Raw genomic sequence first — 21,273 nt, 5'->3', positions numbered from 1 at the left:
AAAACAATGGAGTAACGAAAGTTACTCCTTTTATAAAATATAAGGATTGATGTATGAACAAGAATAAGTACTCAACCCCCTTACTGATGCTTGCAACTATCTTAGCAGGTATGCTTTCCCCCATGCAGTCTGCCGTTAATGGACAATTGGGACACTGGTTGCAAGATGGTAATGCTTGCGCAGTAATCTCGTTCGCCAGTGGTCTGGTCGTCATGTTTTTTATTATTATTGCACGCAAAGAAACACGCCAGCAATTCGCGTCGATCCCTGCTCTGATTAAAACGCGGAAAATCCCGTTGTGGAATTGGTTTGCCGGATTATGCGGGGCGATGGTCGTATTTTCTGAAGGCGCATCAGCCAGTGCGTTGGGCGTTGCTACTTTTCAAACCGCATTGATTTCCGCTCTGCTCCTTTCCGGCCTACTGTGCGACCGTTTTGGTATCGGTGTGGATGAGAAGAAATATTTCACGCCATGGCGCATTACTGGCGCATTATTCGCTGTTATTGCCACCATTTTTGTCGTATCGCCACAGTGGCACTCAACATCGTTTATTCTGCTCGCTATCCTTCCATTTTTGGCAGGGTTACTTGCTGGCTGGCAGCCAGCAGGAAATGCCAAAGTCGCCGAGGCAACGGGCTCCATGCTGGTTTCCATTACCTGGAACTTCATCGTCGGCTTTTGTGTGCTGGGCGCTGCGCTGGCGATACGTGTCGCATTAGGTCATGTCACCGTCCAGTTACCCGATACGTGGTGGATGTATCTCGGTGGCCCGCTGGGTCTGCTGTCCATCGGGCTGATGGCGATTCTGGTCAGAGGCTTAGGTCTGTTGATGCTCGGAGTTGCTTCTACCGCAGGTCAGTTGCTTGGCTCAGTGTTGATTGATGAACTTATCCCATCACTAGGCAATACGGTCTACCTGGTCACGATCATTGGGACGCTGTTTGCGCTAGTAGGCGCAATTGTTACCACCATCCCCGAATACAGAGCATCCAAAATGGCGCAAAAAATGGAGGTGTCATGATGAAAGGTTTCCTGCAAACCGTAACAGGCCCCATTGCGCACACTGATATGGGTCTGACGCTACCGCATGAGCACCTGTTTAACGATTTATCATCAGTTGTTGACGAACCGCAATATGAATTTTCACAGCAACTCGTGGGGAAAAAAGTCAGCGCTGCTCTGCAGTGGGGATTGAAACACGATCCCTACTGCTGCGCCGATAACATGGACAGAAAGGAGATTGATGATGTCATCTTTGAAATCAACAACTTTATGTCATTGGGAGGCCGAACTATTGTCGACGCGACAGGTTCTGAATCGATCGGCCGGGACGTCTTATCTTTACGAGAAGTAGCATTAAAAACCGGTTTGAACATCGTGGCTTCATCAGGACCTTATCTGGAGAAGTTCGAAAGCGCCAGGATCCATAAACCTGTCGAGTTGTTAGCCTCACTTATTGATAAGGAACTGAATCAGGGGATAGGCGAGACGGATATTCGCGCCGGCATGATCGGTGAAATTGGTGTATCACCCGCTTTTACGCAGGCGGAACGCAACAGTCTGCGGGCGGCTTCTCTGGCACAACGTAATAACCCCCACACGGCGATGAATATCCATATGCCAGGGTGGCTGCGGCTGGGCGACGAGGTACTGGATATTGTCCTTGAAGAGATGAACGTCTCTCCGGCAAAAGTCTCGCTGGCGCATTCAGATCCTTCAGGAAAGGATGTTGCTTATCAATGTAAAATGCTTGACCGCGGCGTATGGCTAGAATTTGACATGATTGGCCTGGACATCACCTTCCCAAAAGAAGGGATAGCCCCGGGCGTTCAGGAAACCGCAGATGCGGTAGCACATCTGATTGAACTGGGATACGCCGACCAGATCGTCTTAAGCCATGATGTCTTTCTCAAACAAATGTGGGCAAAAAATGGGGGAAACGGCTGGGGATTTGTCCCGAATGTTTTCCTCGCCTATCTGGCTGCCCGTGGAGTAGACAACGATATTCTTCGTAAACTCTGTATTGATAATCCAGCACGATTACTCACGGCGTAACCAATAAAGAGCCCGGTGCCAGGCACCGGGCTATGAAAAAAAAATCAGTATCCCGCCGTTAAATCATCCACGGAACGCGGATCGGACGCGCCATACAGTGCGCCATCCGGTCCTACCATAATGCTCTGCGTGCTGCCCATCGCTTCCTTCAGTGCGACTTTCTGCCCTTTCTGTTCCAGCAGCTTAATGGTGTCCGGGCTAAACCCTTTCTCAACGCGCAGTTCATCGGGCAACCACTGATGATGGAAGCGCGGCGCGTTGGTCGCTTCGGCGACATTCATTCCAAAATCAATGCTGTTGACTACCATTTGCAGCACAGTAGTGATAATTCGGCTTCCGCCAGGACTGCCAGTAACCAGCCAGGTTTTCCCGTCTTTAACCACGATAGTCGGCGACATTGATGACAGCGGACGCTTCTTCGGCCCAACCGCGTTGGCATCGCCACCCACCAGCCCGTAAACGTTCGGCACGCCCGGTTTGGCGGAGAAATCGTCCATTTCGTTATTAAGCAGAATGCCGGTGTTTCCCGCCACAATCCCGGTGCCAAAGGTGGTGTTCAGCGTATACGTCACCGCCACAGCATTGCCGTCTTTATCCACCACCGAGAAATGGGTGGTCTGATTGCTTTCATACGGCGCGAGCTTGCCAGGTTTGATCTGGCTGGAAGGCTTAGCCTTGTTGATATCAATCTGATCGGCAAGCGATTTGGCATAGGCTTTATTGGTCAGCGCCTGCCACGGCACTTTCACAAAATCTGGGTCGCCCAGATACTCCGAACGGTCGGCGTAGGCATATTTCTCCGCTTCAGCCATTACCTGCATGGCATCAGCGCTGCCAAACCCGTACTTCTTCATATCGAAGTTTTCGAGAATATTGAGGATCTGCACGATATGAATTCCGCCAGAGGACGGCGGCGGCATCGAGAAGACCTGATATCCGCGATAGTCGCCGCTAATCGGCGTACGCTCCACGGCTTTATAGGCGGCTAAATCCTCTTTGGTCATCAGCCCGCCGTTCTTCTGCATTTCCTCAGCAATCTGATCGGCAATCGCCCCTTTATAAAACGCATCCGGGCCATTTTCGGCAATCATCTCCAGGCTTTTCGCCAGGTTCGTTTGCACCAGCTTGTCGCCCTTTTTCAGCGGCTCGCCGTCTTTCCAGAAAATGGCTTTGCTGTTTTCGTGATTAGGGAGCACTTCGCTGCCATAGGTTTTCAGATCGTCAGCCAGCGCGTCGTTAACAACAAAGCCTTCTTCCGCCAGCTTCATTGCCGGGCGCACGACTTTGTTCAGCGGCATCGTGCCATATTTCTCCAGTGCCAGCGAGAACCCCGCCACGGTACCCGGCGTACCGGATGCCAGATGTGAGGTTAGCGATTTTTTCGCATCGGCGTTGCCCTGCTCATCGAGGAACATGTCGCGGGTCGCGCCAGCAGGGGCCATTTCACGAAAATCAATCGCTGTGGTGTTACCGTCTTTGGTGCGCAGCAGCATAAACCCACCGCCGCCCAGATTGCCCGCCTGCGGATGCGTCACCGCCAGCGCGTAACCCACGGCAACGGCGGCATCAACGGCATTCCCGCCCTGTTTAAGAATATCCACCCCAACCTGGGTGGCTAACGCATCCACGGAAGCCACCATCCCCTGTTGCGCACGCACGGGATGGAACACATCTTCCTCTACACCGTAAGACACCGGCGGTGGTGCAGCCGGCGCAGCAGCCACGCTAAAACAACTTCCTGAGAGCAGAGCAGCAATGGCTACCCGGCGTAAAAACGTCGGTTTTATCATCGTTATTCTCCAGATGTATGGGGGTCGGCCCCCACTAAGCCTGGTGCATAACTCTGAAATAATCATCGTCACGGCGAGAAAGGAGTAAACTTAAACGATCCCCGAGAGGAGAAAAGCGATGAAACGACTCTTACTTTTAGCCATGCTCTTGCCCTTTGCAGGCTTTGCACAGCCCATCAACACCATGAATAACCCGAATCAGCCCGGTTATCAGATCCCGAGCCAGCAGCGTATGCAAACCCAAATGCAATCACAGCAGATTCAGCAGAAAGGGATGCTCAACCAGCAGTTGCAAACGCAGACGCGCATGCAGCAACAGCATATGGAAAACCAAATCAACACGAACACCCAGCGCGTGCTACAGTCGCAGCCGGGCGAGTTGAATTCTGGACGGCAGCAAATGCTGCCTAACAGCAACGGTGGGATGTTGAGTGGACCCCGTAATCCGGACAGCTCGCTGAATAAGCAACATATGCTGTCGGAGAAAAAGAACGGCGACATGCTGAAGCCCTCCAGCACGCCGCAACCTAACGTTCCGTTAAAAACGATTGGGCCTTAACTGGGCTGGAAATCCGGACCAATGGTATCAATGGCATCGGTACAGATGCTGTCTACGCCCCAGCGCAGCAGTTCTGCCGCGCGCTGGGGTCGGTTTACGGTATAAACCAGTATACGTAGCCCCGCGTCGTGCAGCGCATCCACGCGCGTTTCATCCAACAGCTTGTGATTGAGGTGAATAGAAACGCAGCCAAGCCGGGTGGTCAGCTCACGCCAGTCCTCGCGCCACTCATCAAGCAGCAAGCCTCTCGGCAGTTCAGGCACCGCCTGTTGCGCCGCTTCAAGAGCATCAATCTCAAAGGATGACAACAGCGGTGGCGTCATTCCCGCCCACAGTTCACGCGCGGCCAGCGCCACGACCTTCCCGGTGAGCGCCCCCGTCCCGGTGGTGGGTTTGATCTCAATATTTGCCATCATGCCGTGTTGGCGGCAGCGCTCAGCAACTTGCGAGAGCAGCGGCAGCGGTTCGCCTTTAAACTCACCGCTAAACCAGCCCCCGGCGTCCACGCGCAATAAATCCTGCCAGTTCAATTCGCCTGCCACGCCCCAGCCGTTGCTGGTGCGTTCCAGGTTGTCGTCATGCAGCAAGAAGATCTCACCGTCTTTCGACAATTTAGCGTCAAACTCAATCATGGTATGCCCGTATCGCGCCCCCACGTCGATCGCCGCCAGGGTATTTTCCGGTGCCAGCTTACCGCCGCCACGATGGGCGACAATATGGGGGTAAGGCCAGTTACTCATACACGTTGTCCTGTTTCGCCATCAAAAAGATGCAGATGATTTTCTGGCAGATGCAGCCACAGCGTGCTGCCTGCAGTCGGGCGATGCTGATGCGCCAACCGCACCACCAGTTTTTGCTCACCCCAACGTCCATGTGCCAGATTATCCGCACCCAGCATTTCCAGCGTGTCGACGACCAACGGCACGCCACCTTCGGCCTGCGAGCTTAGCGCAATATGCTCCGGGCGGATACCCAGCGTCATGTTACGCCCAACACACTCCCCGGCGCTTCTACCGATAGGTAACGACATACCATCGCCCAGCTCAAAATGCGTACCCGAGGCGCTGATGCGACCGTCCAGCAGATTCATTGCGGGGCTGCCGATAAAGCTCGCCACAAAGCGGCTGGCAGGTTTCTCATACACCTCAACCGGGGTACCGATTTGCTCGGCAATGCCTTTGTTCATCACCATTACCCGTTGGGCGAGGGTCATCGCTTCAACCTGATCGTGTGTCACGTACAGCGAGGTGGTTTTCAGCCGACGATGCAGATGTTGTAATTCCAGACGCATCTGTACGCGCAGCTTGGCATCGAGGTTAGAAAGCGGCTCATCGAACAGGAATACCGCCGGGTCGCGGACAATCGCCCGCCCCATGGCCACGCGCTGGCGCTGGCCGCCGGAAAGCTCACGTGGACGACGTTTAAGCAGGCCATCCAGTTCGAGAATACGCGCTGCCTCTTTCACCCGCTCAGCAATATGCTCCTTGCCCATCCCGCGAATTTTCAGCCCCCAGGCCATATTTTCTTCCACGCTCATATGCGGGTACAACGCATAGTTCTGGAAGACCATCGCAATACCACGATCCTTTGGCTCCATTTCGGTGACGCGTTTATTATCAATCCAGATATCGCCGCCGCTCACCCGTTCAAGCCCAGCCACCATCCGCAATAGCGTAGATTTACCGCAGCCGGATGGCCCAACCATCACAATAAATTCCCCGTCCGCGACGTCCAGCGTCAGCGGTTTAATTACCTGGGTTTTGCCGTCCCAGCTTTTGGTTACTGCCTGTAGTTTTAAACCAGCCATTTTTATTTCTCACTATCGACCAGGCCACGTACGAAGGCACGCTGCATGGCTAACACGATGATTACCGGAGGGATGAGCGTCAGCAGCATGGCTGCCATTACCTGGTTCCACTGTGTGGTGCCTTCACCAGTGGCAATCATGCCTTTGATGCCCGCCACCGCAGTGCCCAAATTGACGTCGGTAATAATTAACAACGGCCACAGATACTGGTTCCAGCCGTAGATAAAGGTGATCACGAATAGCGCAGCCAGATTGGTTTTTGACAGCGGTAGTACGATATCGCGGAAAAAACGCATCGGTGACGCGCCGTCAATACGCGCCGCCTCAACCAGTTCATCCGGCAGGGTCATAAAGAACTGACGGAACAGGAAAGTCGCTGTCGCTGACGCCATCAACGGCAGCGTCAGGCCTGCATAGCTGTCGAGCATTTTCAGGTTGGCAATCACTTCTACCGTCGGGAAAATACGCACCTCAACCGGTAGCATCAGGGTGATAAAAATCATCCAGAAAAACAGGTTGCGCAGCGGAAAGCGGAACCAGACGATGGCGAATGCGGAGAGCATAGAGACAGTAATTTTCCCTACCGTAATGCTGAATGCCATGATGAAACTGTTGAGCATCATCAGCCAGAACGGCGCGCTGTTGACGCCCACGCCGTTGACCCAGATGTATTTCATGTTTTCCAGCAACTGTGTGCCGGGAACCAGCGTCATCGGCGTCTCAAACACCGCTTTATTGTCCAGCGTCGCCGCGACAAACGCGACGTACAGCGGAAACAGGATCACCATGATCCCTATAATCAACATGGTATGGCTGAATATTGTCAGCCCAGGACGGTTCTCAATCATTGGTAACGCACCTTACTTTCCACATAGCGGAACTGCACCACCGTCAAAATAATGACCAGGAACATCAGCACCACCGATTGTGCAGCGGAAGACGCCAGATCCAGCCCGACAAACCCTTCGCGATAGATCTTATAAATCAACGTAGTGGTCGCCTGTACCGGTCCACCTGCCGTGGCGGCATCGATCACCGGGAAGGTATCAAAGAAGGCATAAACCAGATTCACCACCAGCAGAAAGAAGCTGACCGGCGCAATCAGCGGCAGCGCCAGTTTAAAGAAGCGGCGAACCGGTCCTGCGCCGTCGATCGCGGCGGCTTCGATCAGCGACCGCGGAATAGACTGCAGTGCGGCAAAGAAGAACAGGAAGTTGTAACTAATCTGCTTCCAGACCGACGCGAACACCACCAGAAACATCGCCTGACCGCTGTTTTGCGCATGGTTCCAGTCATAGCCAAACTCACCGAGAAAATGGGTAATTAGCCCGCGTCCCGGGTTAAACAGGAAGATCCACAATACGGCAGCGACGGCCGGCGCAACGGCGTAAGGCAATAGCATCAGTGTCTGGTAAAAACGGCTGCCGCGTACCACGTAATTCACCAGCGCCGCAAAAAATAACGACACCAGTAAGCCGCTCACCGTGACTAACGTACTGAACTTAATGGTGGTCCAGAATGAATCAAGGTAGTACGGGTCATGGAACAGCGCGACAAAATTCTCCAGTCCGACAAACTGGCTGGAAAGACCAAACGGATCAACGGATAGTAGCGAGTACCACAGCGCTTCACCGGCGGGCCAGATAAAGAAAATAACAGTGATAACCAGCTGCGGGGCCACCAGCAAATAAGGAAGCCAGCGCGAGCGGAACACCGGACGAGATGAGGACATGTAGATTCTTTTCCTGGAAGGTGCCGGATGGCGGTGCAAGCACCTATCCGGCACTTATACACTTAAGACTTGGTCGATTGCTCAAAGCGGCGCAGTAACTGATTACCACGCTCAACGGCGGCATCCAACGCCTGCTGTGGGGTTTTCTTCCCGGTCCATACCCCTTCCAGTTCTTCGTCCACAATAGTGCGGATCTGCGGCATGTTGCCCAGACGCAGCCCTTTGGTAAACGGCAACGGCGGTTTGTTCAGCATCTGGCGGGTGGCAATATCGGCCCCAGGATTCTTATCATAATAACCCTGCTCACGTGTCAGGTCGTATGCGGCAGTCGTGATCGGCAGGTAACCGGTTTTCTGATGCCATTCAGCCGCAATTTCTGGCTGTGCCAGGAAGTTGAGGAACTTTGCCACGCCTTCGTAGGTTGCTTTATCTTTGCCCTGCATCACCCACAGGCTGGCCCCGCCAATAATTGCGTTCTGCGGTGCGCCCTTCACATCAGCATCGTACGGCATCATGCCGACGCCGTAATTGAATTTGGCGTACTGGCGGATATTCGCTAATGAGCCGGAGGAAGCTGTAGTAATAGCACATTCACCGTTATAGAACTTTTCTGTGGATTCATCTTTACGCCCGAAGTAACTGAAATCCCCTTTTTTGTTCAGCTCTTGCAGCAAGGCAATGTGTTTTACCTGCTCGGGTTTATTGAATTCAAGTACCGCGTCAGCACCGTCAAAGCCATTGTTTTTGGTGGCGACCGGCAGACCGTTCCAGGCGCTGAAGTTTTCAATCTGAATCCAACCCTGCCAGCCACTGGCGTAACCGCACTTCATACCTGCGGCTTTCAGCTTCGCAGTGTATTCCGCCAGGTCCTGCCAGGTTTTCGGCGGTTGCTCAGGGTCTAAACCTGCTTTTTTGAAGGCATCTTTGTTGTAGTACAGCACTGGGGTGGAACTGTTAAAAGGCTGGGAGAGTAAATGTCCGCTTTTAGAGTCGGTGTAATAGCCGGAAACCGTCGGTACAAACTGAGATTCATCGAAGTTAATGCCAGCCTCTTTGAATACTTCATACACCGGTTTAATTGCTTTCGAAGCCATCATCGTTGCCGTACCCACTTCATAAACCTGCAGCAACGCAGGCGCGTTTCCGGTACGGAAAGCGGCAATACCTGCGCTCAGGTTCTGCTCATAGTTGCCTTTGTACTGCGGAACAATTTTGTAGTCGGGATTGGCGGCATTAAAGCGTTGCGCCAGAGAATCAACTTCTTTACCCAGTTCGCCTTCCATTGAATGCCAGAATGGGATGGTGGTGACCGCCAGTGCCTGACCTGCAAACGCCAGGCTAAGTGCCAGTCCTAAAGCTGTATGTCGTAACGATATCATCGGTTATCTCTCTTGTTGTGCCGGATGCGCGATATCACGCGTTTTATGCTCGCGGGGGTAACATGACATGCTCGAATGACAGAAAAATAACTTTTTTATTACAAAAAAAAGATAGTAAGGCGACAAACAGATGGCAAGGCGGTGAAAGTTGTAAGAAGGGAAAGTGGGAGCTGAGACACGTATAGGCAATTTAAATGAAACACCAGATGGCGATGTTTATGCCTCTTACCCGGCCTACACATACCGTAGGCCGAATAAAGCGTTTACGCCGCCATCCAGCAGGGAAGGAGAGAATTAACCGCCCAGATACGCGCTGCGCACCGCTTCATTAGCCAGTAACGCATCGCCGGTGTCTTCCAGCACCACATGACCGTTTTCCAGCACGTAGCCGCGATCGGCGAGCTTCAGCGCCTGGTTCGCGTTCTGTTCGACGAGGAAGATGGTCATCCCCTGCTCGCGCAATTGCTCTATGGTGTTAAAGATCTGCTGGATGATAATCGGCGCCAGGCCCAGCGATGGTTCATCAAGCAGTAGCAGCCTCGGCTGGCTCATCAGCGCACGGCCTATCGCCAGCATCTGCTGTTCGCCGCCGGACATCGTTCCCGCACGTTGAATACGGCGCTCATGCAGGCGAGGAAACAGGTCATACACCCACTTGATGCGTTCCTGAAACTGGTCCTTCTCGGCAAAAAAACCGCCCATCGCCAGGTTCTCTTCCACCGTCATGCGGGAAAACACGCGACGCCCTTCCGGGACAATCGCCACCGCTTCGCGCATGATTTTCGCCGTCTGCCAGTCGGTAATGTCTTTATCATCAAAGACGATTCGCCCGCTGGTCGCGCGCGGGTCGCCGCACAACGTACCGAGCAGCGTGGTTTTTCCCGCGCCGTTGGCGCCAATAAGCGTCACGATTTCACCTTGATTGATATACAAGCTGACGTCGTGCAGCGCCTGTATCTTGCCGTAGTGGGCGCTGACTTTATCAAACGATAACATCACCTTATCCATATTATCTCTCGCCCCCATTATGCTTCACCTAAATAGGCGCGGATCACGTCCGGGTTGTTACGAATCTGTTCCGGCGTCCCGTTCGCCAGCGGCGTGCCCTGGTTCACCACGTAAATACGGTCCGAAATCCCCATCACCAGCTTCATGTCGTGTTCAATCAACAAGATTGTCGTGTTGTGATGATTACGCAGCTCAGCAATCAGCTCGTCCAGCTCTTTGGTCTCTTTCGGGTTAAGACCTGCGGCGGGTTCGTCGAGCATCAGGATCTCCGGCTGGGTCACCATGCAACGGGCGATCTCCAGACGACGCTGATCGCCGTAGGCCAGGTTACTGGCCTGACGGTTGGCATGCTCCAGCAAACCAATACGCTCCAGCCAGGTGGCGGCGCGATCCAACGCTTCACTCTGCGCGCGGCGGAACGACGGGGTTTTCAACAGGCCCGAAAACACGCCGGTTTTCAGCTGCTGATGTTGCGCCACCAGCAGGTTTTCAATCACCGTCATCTCGCGAAACAAACGGACGTGCTGGAAAGTGCGCACCACGCCCATCCGCGCGATTTGCTGTCCCGGCAGCCCTTCCAGATGCTGGTCACGAAGCTTAATGGTACCGCCGGTGGGTTTATAAAAACCGGTCAGACAGTTGAAGACCGTGGTTTTTCCCGCGCCGTTTGGCCCGATTAACGAAACTATCTCCTGTGGCCGCAGCTCCAGCTCAACGTTGTTTACCGCCAGCAGACCGCCGAAGCGCATCATCAGGCCGTTAACGGATAATAATGGCTGACTCATGCCTGCTCTCCTTTTGCTTCCCCGTTTTTCAGTTTCAACTGTGGACGGGTCATCGGCAACAAGCCCTGCGGACGCCAGATCATCATCAGTACCATTAAACCACCCAGCATTAACATGCTGTATTCATTGAAATCACGCATCAGCTCGCGGGACACCACCAGCAGGATGGCCGCGAGGATCACCGCGAACTGTGAGCCCATTCCGCCCAGAACAACAATTGCCAGCACAAAGGCCGACTCGGCAAAGGTGAAGGATTCCGGGCTGACAAAGCCCTGGCGCGCGGCGAACAACGTACCGGCAAAACCGGCGAACGCGGCGCTGATGGTAAAGGCGGTCAGCTTGATGCGCGTAGGGTTTAAGCCCAGCGAGCGACAGGCAATTTCATCTTCGCGCAGCGCTTCCCACGCACGACCCAACGGCATACGCAGCAGACGGTTGATAACAAACAGCGAGAAGACCACCAGCAGCAGCGCCACCAGATACAGGAAAATCACACGGTCGGAGGGATCGTACTTCACGTTAAAGAAGTTACTGAAGGTATCCCAGCCGCCTTCACGGGCGGTACGGCTAAACTCCAGACCGAAAAAAGTCGGTTTCGGGATCTGGCTGATACCGTTCGGGCCACCGGTCACTTCGGTGTTGTTGAGCAGCAGGATACGAACGATTTCGCCGAAGCCTAAGGTCACAATCGCCAGATAATCCCCGCGCAGACGCAGCACCGGGAAACCGAGCAAGAAGCCCGCAGCAGCGGAAACCAGCCCTGCCAGCGGCAGGCATGTCCAGAAGCCGAGGCCGTAATAGTGGTTCAGCAGTGCGAAAGTGTAAGCGCCGATGGCATAAAAGCCGCCGTAGCCCAGCACCAGCAGGCCGGAAAGCCCCACCACCACGTTTAAGCCGAGGCCGAGGATGATATAAATCATCGTCAGCGTGGCGATATCCACCGTACCGCGTGACACCATAAACGGCCACGCCACGGCAATCACCAGCAGCGCCACCAGAAACAGCTTCTGTTTAACGGTGGAACCATCAATCGCCGGCAGAATAAACTTCGGCCCGGAGACGCTCTTCAGGCCCTTCTGGAAGGCTGGACGCAGCAACTGGAAGAGGAAGACCACGCCAGTACCGATAAACACCCACTGCCAGCGAATATCCACCGCGGAATCCACCACCAGTTTGGTGCCGTCAAGCTCCAGCTGGACGCCCATAAAGACGCCCGCCAGAACGAAGAACATCGCGGCAGAGAGCAGCGCCATTGCAAAATGCATCGGTTTCATACTTTCTCTACCTCCGGGCGACCCAGAATACCGGTCGGCATCACCAGCAGCACCAGAATCAGCAGCGCGAACGACACCACGTCTTTGTATTCAGTACTCAGGTAAGCAGAGGAGAGCGCTTCCGTGACGCCCAGAATCAGGCCGCCGATCATCGCCCCTGGAATACTACCGATGCCGCCCAATACCGCTGCGGTAAAGGCCTTCATCCCGGCCATAAAGCCGATGTAGGGGTTAATTACGCCATAGAACTGACCGAGCAGCACACCCGCGACCGCCGCCATTGCTGCGCCAATCACAAAGGTCAGCGCAATCACGCGATCGGTATTTATACCGAGCAGGCTGGCCATTTTCAGATCTTCCGCGCAGGCACGGCAGGCGCGTCCCATACGGGAGTAACGGATAAACAGCGTCAGCGCCAGCATCGCCAGGAAGGTTACTATCCAGATAACCAGCTGCATGGTGGTGATGGAAGCAGAGAAGTTTTCGCTGCTGCCGACGGTCCACTGGCCGTTAAACAGGCTGGGTAATGCGACGTCGCGCGAGCCTTCCGTCAGGCTGACGTAGTTTTGCAGGAAGATGGACATCCCGATAGCGGAAATCAGCGCGATCAGGCGCTTGGAGCTGCGCACGGGCCGATACGCCACGCGTTCTATGCTCCAGCCGTAGGCGCTGGCAATCACAATCGCGCCGACGAAACCCGCCGCGACCAGTAGCCAACTGGAATCAATGCCCATCATCATTAGCGCAGCGATGATCATAAAGGAGACATAACTGCCGATCATATACACCTCGCCGTGGGCGAAGTTGATCATGCCAATAATGCCGTACACCATCGTGTAGCCGATGGCGATCAGCGCATAGGTGCTTCCCAGCGTGACGCCGTTAAACATCTGCTGCAAGAAATAGAGGAACTGCTCGGACATAAGGTAACCTTTCTTAACCCGCCCGTTTTACACGGGCGGTGGGATAACTCGTCTTCAGCGATTACTTCGCAACGGTCGATGATCCGTCCGCGTGCCACTGGAAGACACCAAACTCAAATCCCTTCAAATCGCCTTTTTCGTCCCATCTCAGCGGCCCAATCACGGTATCAGCCCCGTGTGCTTTCAAATCTTTCACCAGGTCCAACGGCTCTTTGCTGCCGCTGCGGTCCATGGCGGTTGCCAATGACTGGACGGCTGCATACGTGATCCACACGTACGGGCCGCTTGGATCTTTCTTGTCAGCTTTGAGCGCATCAACGATCGCTTTATTCGCTGGATCCTGGTCATAACGTTTAGGCATAGTCACCAACATGCCTTCAGCGGCATCACCGGCAATGTTAGACAGCGACGCATTACCTACGCCCTCTGGTCCCATAAACTGGGTTTTCAGGCCGACAGAACGAGCCTGGCGCAACATTTGTCCCATTTCCGGGTAGTAGCCGCCGTAATAAACAAAGTCGATATTTTCTTTTTTCAGGCGGGCAATCAGCGCAGAAAAATCTTTTTCTCCGGCGGTGATTCCGTCAAAGAAGACGATATTGGCATTGCCTGCTTTCAGGCTATCCTGTACCGAACGCGCCAGACCTTCACCATATTGCTGCTTATCGTGAATGATGGCGATACGCTGTGGTTTCACCTTCTCCAGAATGTATTTCGCGGCGGTCGGCCCTTGAGAGGAGTCCAGGCCCGCTGTACGCATAATGTGTGCGTAACCGCGCTGGGTCAGCTCCGGGTTGGTCGCGCCCGGGGAAATCATCAGAATGCCTTCATCTTCGTAGATATCGGATGCCGGTTGCGTGGAAGATGAGCACAGATGTCCAATAACGTACTGAATGCCGTCATTGACGATTTTGTTCGCTACCGCCACGGCCTGTTTCGGATCGCAAGCGTCGTCATATTCCACGGCGACCAGTTTGTCGCCTTTGATCCCGCCTTTGGCATTGATATCTTTAATGGCCTGACGCGCGCCATTAAATTCCATATCACCCCACTGCGCGACCGGGCCTGACATCGCGCCAACCACAGCGACCTTGATATCATCCGCCATGACCGCGTGTGACATGACCAGTGCTATCGCTCCTGCGATGATTGTTTTTGCATTCCGTTTCATATTCCTGAATCCCCATTCGTGACGTAATTAATATTTTGTATTTATATGGTTAAAAAGCAGACTGTGCTTTTTTTGAACTGCACTATTTTTACCAGTCTCATTAATGGTTTAGCGCAGTTTTTTAAGCAAATTGATGCTAAAAGCTCTATTTTTCAGTCGATTAAGAAAAGATAATATTCTGCTTTTCACTATAGATAAACAAAAAAAAGCACGTTTGTCAGCATAAAATAACGGCACAAAGAGCGGAATAAAATGCTGCATTCCAGGGTATTATCCTGCCTATTTTTCAATCTCTGATGTTTCAAACTGTCAATATCGTTGTTACAAAACTATTAACCTGGTTAATCGAATAAAAAAGAGAAAGCATCCGGGTGAATTATTTCGGTACACTGATTCCATCTTTTGTGATTTGGACATGCTGTTAATGAAGCTGACCATCGTTCGTTTAGATAACTTTAGCGCCCAGGATCAGATTGATCTGGGCAAAATCTGGCCGGAGTACTCCCCCTCATCGTTAAGCGTAGATGAAACGCATCGGATCTACGCCGCGCGCTTTAACGAGCGCCTGCTCGGCGCAGTGCGGGTCACGCTGAGCGGCACACAAGGCGCACTGGATTCATTGCGCGTGCGCGATATCACCCGCCGTCGTGGTGTGGGCCAGTATTTGATCGAAGAGGTCATCCGGGTAAATCCTGATGTGAGTGCATGGTGGATGGCCGATGTCGGCGTTGAAGACCGCAGCGTGATGGCCGCGTTTATGCAGGCGTTAGGGTTTACGGCCCAGGAAAATGGCTGGGAGAAACGGTAGAAAACCGCCCCCAACCAATTGTATTACTAGTAGTTTCCCAAGAATTACGTGTTGCAGGCAGGCGGCAAGTTATAAAATCCCCGGAGCTTACATAAGTAAGTGACCGGGGTTGAATAACGCAGCCAACACACCTGCGGCGCGAAAGGCGCCGGGAAAATCACTTGGCGTCTGTCGCCGTCCCGTTAGCATGCCAGTCAAACACGCCAAACTCGAAGCCTTTCAGATCGCCCTTCGCATCCCAGGACAACGGCCCCATGACGGTTTCCACCGAGTTTGCTTTCAGGTATTTGGCAATTTCAGCCGGGTCGTCAGACTGGTTCAGACCAGCCTGCAAAGATTGCAGCGCAGCGTAGGTGGTCCATACGAATGCACCACTCGGATCCTGTTTCTTGGCCTTGATGGCGTCCACAATCGGTTTGTTCGCTGGTACCTGGTCGTAGTTCTTCGGTTTCGTTACCAGTAAGCCTTCTGCTGATTCACCGGCGATATTAGACAGCGACACGTTCGCTACCCCTTCTGGTCCCATAAACTGAGTTTTCAGACCCGCAGCGCGTGCCTGACGCAGGATCTGCCCCATTTCCGGGTGGTAACCGCCGTAGTAAACGAAATCGATGTTCTCTTTCTTCAAACGCGCCACCAGCGTAGAGAAATCTTTCTCACCGGCGGTGATCCCGTCGAAGAACACCACGTCAGCGTTGGCTTTCTTGAGGTTGTCCTGCACGGAACGCGCCAGGCCTTCACCGTACTGTTGTTTGTCGTGAACGATCGCAATGCGCTGCGGCTTCACTTTTTCAACAATATATTTGGCGGCCGTAGGGCCCTGATCGGAATCCAGACCGGTGGTACGTAACACCAGGTTATAGCCGCGTGCGGTCAGCTCTGGCGCCGTTGCCGCTGGGGTGATCATCAGAATACCTTCGTCTTCATAGATATCTGACGCAGGCTGAGTGGAAGAAGAGCACAGGTGACCGATAACGTATTTAATCCCGTCGTTGACCACTTTGTTAGCAACCGCTACCGCTTGTTTCGGGTCACAGGCATCGTCATATTTCACCATGACCAGTTTGTCGCCTTTCACGCCGCCCTTGGTGTTAATATCTGCAATCGCCTGCTCTGCGCCGGTAAATTCCTGATCGCCATATTGTGCTACCGGACCGGACATCGCGCCGACAACAGCAACTTTAATATCCTTAGCAAACGCCATATTGCTCAAAGACAGGGCGATACATCCTGCCAATAACGCTTTACCCTTCATATTCATCCTGACAATCCCCATTATTGTGGTTATTACGTGTGTTGTGATGTTGTTGTTCAGCACTTTATTTCAATTATTGGATAGCTACCCGTGCTTTAGCAGCATACTCTGCTAAAACATACCCGATTTTTATGATTATGGAATAGCTAAATTTGACATGCAGATAACAACTTGATGACAAAAAGCATAGAACGTCAGGAGAGAGAAGGAGAGATAAAAACAAAAAACCCCGGATTTTCATCCAGGGTTTATTAGCATTTCCAGTTTGGCAGGAAGATTACGCTTCGATCGCCGCACGCAGTTTTTTCATGGCGTTTTTTTCAAGCTGACGAACACGTTCAGCGGAGACGCCGTAGCGATCGGCCAGTTCCTGCAACGTTGACTTGTTATCTTCATCCAGCCAACGAGCACGAATGATGTCCTGGCTACGTTCGTCCAGACCTTCCATTGCGTGGGTCAGTTTGTTCGCAGCCTGATCTTCCCAGTTGTCTTCTTCAATGCCGTCAGCAAAGTTAGATGACTTATCCTGAAGATACAGAACCGGTGCCATCGGCTGGCTGTCAGACTCGTCGTCTGAAGACATATCAAACGTCATGTCCTGCGCCGCCATACGGGATTCCATTTCACGCACGTCTTTACTGGACACGCCCAGCTCACGAGCAACCATTTCGACTTCGTCCTGGTTAAACCAGCCCAGACGCTGCTTGGTTTTACGCAGGTTAAAGAACAGCTTACGCTGTGCTTTGGTGGTCGCGACTTTAACGATACGCCAGTTACGCAGAACGTATTCGTGGATCTCAGCTTTGATCCAGTGCACGGCGAAAGACACCAGGCGCACACCCACTTCCGGGTTGAAACGGCGCACGGCTTTCATCAGGCCGATATTACCTTCCTGAATCAGATCCGCCTGCGGCAGGCCATAGCCCGCATAATTACGAGCAACATGAACAACAAAGCGCAGGTGAGACAGGATCAGCGTTTTAGCTGCTTCCAGATCGCCCTGGTAATGCAGCTTTTCAGCCAGTGCCCGCTCCTCGTCAGCCGACAACATCGGCCACGCGTTTGCAGCCCGGATGTAAGATTCCAGGTTACCAACAGGGGCTAAAGCTAAATTTTGCATTTCTTTGGTCATTCAAATCCTCTCAATCTTTTCATCTGGCGCATTGGCAAAATGCTAATTAGCAAAAACCAGTAGCAACAACCATGCCAGAGCTTATGAGCAACGAGAATATCATTCAATCTTTTATCAGACAGTGATTTTATCCACAAGTTCCATGTCGTACTGTGTATAGATTACGCACAAAATGTGACATCACGGTGAATGCATCGGGAAGAGGTTACAGGGACTCTTTCCCTGCAGAGCGAACGACTCAGTGCAGGGAAAGATTATACCAGAGATTTTTTAATCGGGGGTAAAGTGACGTAAATGTTGAACCGTGGCAAGCCAGGCTGCCACCCAGCCAATCATTGAGCACACCAGCAGTAACAGCAGGCATTCATCGAATGATAAGCCGTTGATATCAAACTTGGTCCCGAAAACCTGTGCCACTTCAGTCACCGCTGACGACAGCCGCATCACCAAAATTTCTGACAAAATCAGTGAAAGAAATGCACCGGAAAAACCCAACAGCGCGCCGCCGTAAAGGAACGGACGCAGGATAAATCCATCCGTCGCACCAATCAGTTTCTGGACGTTAATGGTATCGCGACGCGCAAAAATACTCAGACGCACGCTGTTACCGATGACGAGGAAGACCGCCGCCACCATCAGCACGCCAATCATCGCGGAAACGCGTCCGACAAGGCCCGTCAGCGCCGCCAGGCGAGCGAACCAGCTGTCATCCATCCGCACTTCATCAATCCCGTTGATTTGTGCGATACGGTCGCGCAGGGTGTTCAGCGATTCCGTGCCCTGAAAATCCAGTTTCGGGATCACCACCGCCACAGCCGGCAGCGGGTTCTCTTCCAGCATATCCAGCGCGCCGCCAAAGCCAGACCAGTTACGGAATTCGCCCAGCGCGTCGTCGCGAGAAAGATAATTCACTTTCTCCACGCCCTGCTCAGCCTGCAACTGACCAACTACTCGCGCCGCCGCATCATCATCCAGCGTTTTTTGCAGGTAAACGGTGATCTGCGGGGACGGATAATACTGGCTCGCCGCGTGGTTTACATTCTTATAAACCATGTAGCACACGCTTGGCAGCGTCAGGGAGATGGCAATAACCATCACCGTCAGAAACGTCGCCAGCGGCTTACTTTTCAGGTCTTGTAACGCGCCCTGGAACGCGTAACGTACCTGCTCGTTAAAGACGTTGGTTTTCCGCGAGTTCGGTTTTGGCGCGGCTTTTGCCCGCTTTGGCGCGTTGCGACCGCCGTCACCAGGCGCACCGCCCGATTTACGAAAACGATCCAGTCGGCTACCGAACTGTTTGATTTGATTGATAGCGTCACGTCTATTCATGCGCCAGGCCTCCATGCAGATGCCCATCGCTCAGAACCATTTGGCGATAGGAGCGACGGGAGATCAGGCCAATATCGTGCGTAGCCATTAATACCGTGACCCCGACGCGGTTAAACTCTTCAAACAGACGCAGGATCCCTTCTGACAGCGCGTCATCCAGGTTACCCGTTGGTTCATCCGCCAACAGTACCGCAGGTTTATTCACCACCGCACGGGCGATGCCCACGCGCTGTTGTTCACCGCCGGAGAGCTGAATCGGGAAGTTTTTCGCTTTGTCCAGCAGCCCTACCTTATCCAGCGCCGCTGACACGCGACGACGAATATCGTCCCCACTGGCACCCGCGATGATCAGCGGGATTGCCACGTTGTCAAACACGGTTCTGTCCATCAACAGGTGGTGATCCTGAAAAATCATACCAATCTGACGACGCAGAAACGGTACCTCACGGTTTTTCAAACGGCTGATGTCATGCCCGCTGAAGTAGATTTTCCCGGCGCTGGGCCGTTCAATCCCACAGATCAGCTTCAGCAGGGTACTTTTCCCCGCGCCGGAATGGCCGGTCAGAAACGCCATCTCGCCAGGCTGCATATGGAAGGTCACTCCCTGCAGCGCTTGTCTCCCACCGAGATAGGCCTTGCTGACATGTTCAAAGCGAATCATTGTTAATCCTCTCGGGCAAAAAGTGCCTCTATAAAATCGCCCGCTTTAAACGGACGTAAATCCTCGATACGTTCGCCCACACCGATATAGCGGATAGGGATGCCAAACTGATCGGCAACCGAGAAAATGACCCCGCCTTTCGCCGTTCCGTCCAGCTTGGTCAGGGTGATACCGGTTAAGCCCACCGCTTCATGGAACAGTTTGGCCTGGCTTATCGCATTCTGCCCGGTACTGGCATCGATAGTCAGCATAACCTCATGCGGCGCATCAACGTCCAGCTTCTTCATGACGCGAACGATTTTTTTCAATTCTTCCATCAGGTGCGATTTATTCTGCAAACGCCCTGCGGTATCAGCGATCAGCACGTCTACGTTACGCGCCTTTGCCGCCTGGATGGCATCAAAGATGACGGACGCAGAATCCGCGCCGGTATGCTGAGCAATCACCGGAATGTTGTTACGTTGACCCCAGACCTGCAGCTGCTCTACCGCCGCCGCACGGAAAGTATCGCCCGCCGCCAGCATCACCGATTTACCCTGCTGCTCAAACTGACGCGCCAGCTTGCCGATGGTGGTGGTTTTCCCCACACCGTTAACGCCAACCATTAAGATAACAAATGGCGTTTTACCCTCAACATTCAGCGGTTCGTCAACCTTCGCCAGAATCTCGCCCATCTCGTCTTTCAGCAGACCGTACAGCGCTTCTGCGTCTTTGAGCTGCTTGCGGCTGGCGCCTTCCGTCAGATTCGCAATGATCTTTCGGGTCGTTTCTACGCCCACATCGGCAATCAGCAGTTGCTCTTCCAGCTCTTCAAATAGATCATCGTCGATCTTTTTACCCCGGAAAAGACTGATAAATCCGGAACCGAGGTTTTCTTTGGTTTTCAGCAGGCTGCGTTTCAAGCGAGCAAAGAAACCTTCTTTCGTTGGTTTTTCCTGCTCCTGGACTACCTCTTCTTCCGTTTCTTCTGGCGGCACCACCATAACCGCTTCTTCAGCAGCCTCAGCGGCCAGCGCCTGTGCTTCGAGCTCTTCGTCGGTCAGTTGCGGCTCGTTTTCAGCTTCTTCTTCAGCCGCCTCAACGATTTCCACGGTTTCCGCTTCGGCCTGCCACTCTTCGGCAGAAACTTCTTCGGTTTTCACCTCTTCTGGCAGCGGCAATTCTTCGCGTTCGATAACCGCCGCAGCTGGCGTTTCCACTACAGTTTCAGCAACGGGTTCAGCAACCGGCTCAATTTCCGGCTGCGGTTGTTCGGTAACCGGTTCTTCTTCCGGCTGCAGTTTTTCGATTTCCGCAACCTGCTCAGTGACTTCCACAACCTCAGCAGCAAATGCTTCCGTTTCTGCTTCGCTATGGGTTTCCTGCGCGGGAGACGGTTCCTCAACGACGGCAATTTCTTCAGTAACCGGTTGTTGTTCTTCGTTTTTTACTTCTGTCTCGTTTTCCGGTGCCTGCTCTTTTTGACCAAAGCCCAGCCAGGAAAAAAAGCCACGTTTTTTCTCTTTCGCCATTTGCGACTACACTCCCCGCTGTTGCTTCATGGCACAGCGTCAACGCTATGTACATAGCAGCTAAAAAAATGATGAAATAGTCTATCACTTAAC

20 protein-coding genes are annotated in these 21,273 nt (G+C 53.1%); 4 read left to right on the top strand and 16 right to left on the bottom strand.

Features of this window, described 5'->3' with window-relative positions; translation table 11 throughout:
• Positions 1 to 53: 53 nt before the first annotated feature.
• Positions 54 to 1,022 (top strand): DMT family transporter, encoded by a 969-nt coding sequence (locus OGY15_RS12415; RefSeq protein ID WP_187253812.1) that lies wholly within the window; start codon positions 54 to 56, stop codon positions 1,020 to 1,022.
• Positions 1,022 to 2,056 carry a phosphotriesterase family protein gene (locus OGY15_RS12410; protein WP_187253949.1) on the top strand — a complete coding sequence of 345 codons (1,035 nt, stop codon included), beginning with the start codon at positions 1,022 to 1,024 and terminating at the stop codon, positions 2,054 to 2,056. The genes OGY15_RS12415 and OGY15_RS12410 overlap by 1 nt, the downstream gene beginning before the upstream one ends.
• Positions 2,057 to 2,100: 44 nt before the next feature.
• Here the strand turns inward: OGY15_RS12410 and ggt are convergent, their stop codons facing one another.
• Complete coding sequence (ggt, locus tag OGY15_RS12405) at positions 2,101 to 3,846, bottom strand: gamma-glutamyltransferase (RefSeq protein WP_016151116.1); 1,746 nt, start codon at positions 3,844 to 3,846, stop codon at positions 2,101 to 2,103.
• Between the two features lie 118 nt (positions 3,847 to 3,964).
• Here ggt and OGY15_RS12400 point away from each other — a divergent pair, with 118 nt between their 5' ends.
• Positions 3,965 to 4,405 carry a DUF2756 family protein gene (locus tag OGY15_RS12400; protein WP_151216885.1) on the top strand — a complete coding sequence of 147 codons (441 nt, stop codon included), beginning with the start codon at positions 3,965 to 3,967 and terminating at the stop codon, positions 4,403 to 4,405.
• On the opposite strand, the gene ugpQ is transcribed toward OGY15_RS12400, so the two are convergent.
• The 10 genes from ugpQ to livK form a co-directional block, all read right to left on the bottom strand.
• Positions 4,402 to 5,145 carry a glycerophosphodiester phosphodiesterase gene (gene ugpQ / locus OGY15_RS12395; protein ID WP_151216886.1) on the bottom strand — a complete coding sequence of 248 codons (744 nt, stop codon included), beginning with the start codon at positions 5,143 to 5,145 and terminating at the stop codon, positions 4,402 to 4,404. The two genes, OGY15_RS12400 and ugpQ, sit on opposite strands and share 4 nt — an antisense overlap.
• The gene (locus OGY15_RS12390) at positions 5,142 to 6,212 is read right to left on the bottom strand and encodes a sn-glycerol-3-phosphate import ATP-binding protein UgpC (RefSeq protein WP_151216887.1); all 1,071 of its coding nucleotides are present in this window, start codon (positions 6,210 to 6,212) and stop codon (positions 5,142 to 5,144) included. The genes ugpQ and OGY15_RS12390 overlap by 4 nt, the downstream gene beginning before the upstream one ends.
• A gap of 2 nt (positions 6,213 to 6,214) precedes the next feature.
• Positions 6,215 to 7,060, bottom strand: coding sequence for a sn-glycerol-3-phosphate ABC transporter permease UgpE (gene ugpE, locus OGY15_RS12385; RefSeq protein ID WP_286539392.1), 846 nt, complete (start codon positions 7,058 to 7,060; stop codon positions 6,215 to 6,217).
• The gene (ugpA, locus tag OGY15_RS12380; protein ID WP_151216889.1) at positions 7,057 to 7,944 is read right to left on the bottom strand and encodes a sn-glycerol-3-phosphate ABC transporter permease UgpA; all 888 of its coding nucleotides are present in this window, start codon (positions 7,942 to 7,944) and stop codon (positions 7,057 to 7,059) included. Before ugpA ends, ugpE begins: the two co-directional genes overlap by 4 nt.
• 62 nt (positions 7,945 to 8,006) lie before the next feature.
• The gene (ugpB, locus tag OGY15_RS12375; protein ID WP_151216890.1) at positions 8,007 to 9,323 is read right to left on the bottom strand and encodes a sn-glycerol-3-phosphate ABC transporter substrate-binding protein UgpB; all 1,317 of its coding nucleotides are present in this window, start codon (positions 9,321 to 9,323) and stop codon (positions 8,007 to 8,009) included.
• Between the two features lie 294 nt (positions 9,324 to 9,617).
• Positions 9,618 to 10,331: a high-affinity branched-chain amino acid ABC transporter ATP-binding protein LivF gene (gene livF, locus OGY15_RS12370; protein ID WP_151216891.1), complete on the bottom strand. Its 714-nt coding sequence runs from the start codon at positions 10,329 to 10,331 to the stop codon at positions 9,618 to 9,620.
• 17 nt (positions 10,332 to 10,348) lie between these two features.
• Positions 10,349 to 11,116, bottom strand: a complete 768-nt coding sequence (gene livG, locus OGY15_RS12365; protein WP_003023438.1) for a high-affinity branched-chain amino acid ABC transporter ATP-binding protein LivG — start codon at positions 11,114 to 11,116, stop codon at positions 10,349 to 10,351.
• Positions 11,113 to 12,390, bottom strand: a complete 1,278-nt coding sequence (gene livM, locus OGY15_RS12360; protein WP_278238779.1) for a branched chain amino acid ABC transporter permease LivM — start codon at positions 12,388 to 12,390, stop codon at positions 11,113 to 11,115. The genes livG and livM overlap by 4 nt, the downstream gene beginning before the upstream one ends.
• Positions 12,387 to 13,313: a high-affinity branched-chain amino acid ABC transporter permease LivH gene (gene livH / locus OGY15_RS12355; RefSeq protein WP_286539385.1), complete on the bottom strand. Its 927-nt coding sequence runs from the start codon at positions 13,311 to 13,313 to the stop codon at positions 12,387 to 12,389. Before livH ends, livM begins: the two co-directional genes overlap by 4 nt.
• A gap of 61 nt (positions 13,314 to 13,374) precedes the next feature.
• Positions 13,375 to 14,484: a high-affinity branched-chain amino acid ABC transporter substrate-binding protein LivK gene (gene livK / locus OGY15_RS12350; protein WP_286539384.1), complete on the bottom strand. Its 1,110-nt coding sequence runs from the start codon at positions 14,482 to 14,484 to the stop codon at positions 13,375 to 13,377.
• Positions 14,485 to 14,908: 424 nt separating this feature from the next.
• On the opposite strand from livK, the gene panM reads away from it, so the two are divergent.
• Positions 14,909 to 15,292 carry an aspartate 1-decarboxylase autocleavage activator PanM gene (gene panM / locus OGY15_RS12345; RefSeq protein WP_151217210.1) on the top strand — a complete coding sequence of 128 codons (384 nt, stop codon included), beginning with the start codon at positions 14,909 to 14,911 and terminating at the stop codon, positions 15,290 to 15,292.
• 157 nt (positions 15,293 to 15,449) lie between these two features.
• Here panM and livJ read toward each other — a convergent pair whose 3' ends face one another.
• The 5 genes from livJ to ftsY form a co-directional block, all read right to left on the bottom strand.
• Positions 15,450 to 16,553 carry a branched chain amino acid ABC transporter substrate-binding protein LivJ gene (gene livJ / locus OGY15_RS12340; protein ID WP_151216893.1) on the bottom strand — a complete coding sequence of 368 codons (1,104 nt, stop codon included), beginning with the start codon at positions 16,551 to 16,553 and terminating at the stop codon, positions 15,450 to 15,452.
• 271 nt (positions 16,554 to 16,824) lie between these two features.
• A complete protein-coding gene (gene rpoH, locus OGY15_RS12335) occupies positions 16,825 to 17,679 on the bottom strand; it encodes an RNA polymerase sigma factor RpoH (protein WP_003023425.1) in 855 nt (284 codons plus the stop codon).
• 270 nt (positions 17,680 to 17,949) lie between these two features.
• Positions 17,950 to 19,008: a permease-like cell division protein FtsX gene (gene ftsX / locus OGY15_RS12330; protein WP_103769551.1), complete on the bottom strand. Its 1,059-nt coding sequence runs from the start codon at positions 19,006 to 19,008 to the stop codon at positions 17,950 to 17,952.
• Entirely contained in the window at positions 19,001 to 19,669 is a 669-nt protein-coding gene (gene ftsE / locus OGY15_RS12325) for a cell division ATP-binding protein FtsE (RefSeq protein ID WP_003023420.1), read from the bottom strand. Before ftsE ends, ftsX begins: the two co-directional genes overlap by 8 nt.
• A 2-nt stretch (positions 19,670 to 19,671) precedes the next feature.
• Positions 19,672 to 21,180 (bottom strand): signal recognition particle-docking protein FtsY, encoded by a 1,509-nt coding sequence (ftsY, locus tag OGY15_RS12320; protein ID WP_286539378.1) that lies wholly within the window; start codon positions 21,178 to 21,180, stop codon positions 19,672 to 19,674.
• Positions 21,181 to 21,273: the final 93 nt, after the last annotated feature.

Source organism: Citrobacter sp. Cu231, assembly GCF_030332265.1.
Classification (GTDB): Bacteria; Pseudomonadota; Gammaproteobacteria; order Enterobacterales; family Enterobacteriaceae; genus Citrobacter; species Citrobacter meridianamericanus.
Note: the sequence above shows the minus strand (reverse complement) of the source record. Positions and strands in the feature narration are given on the sequence as shown.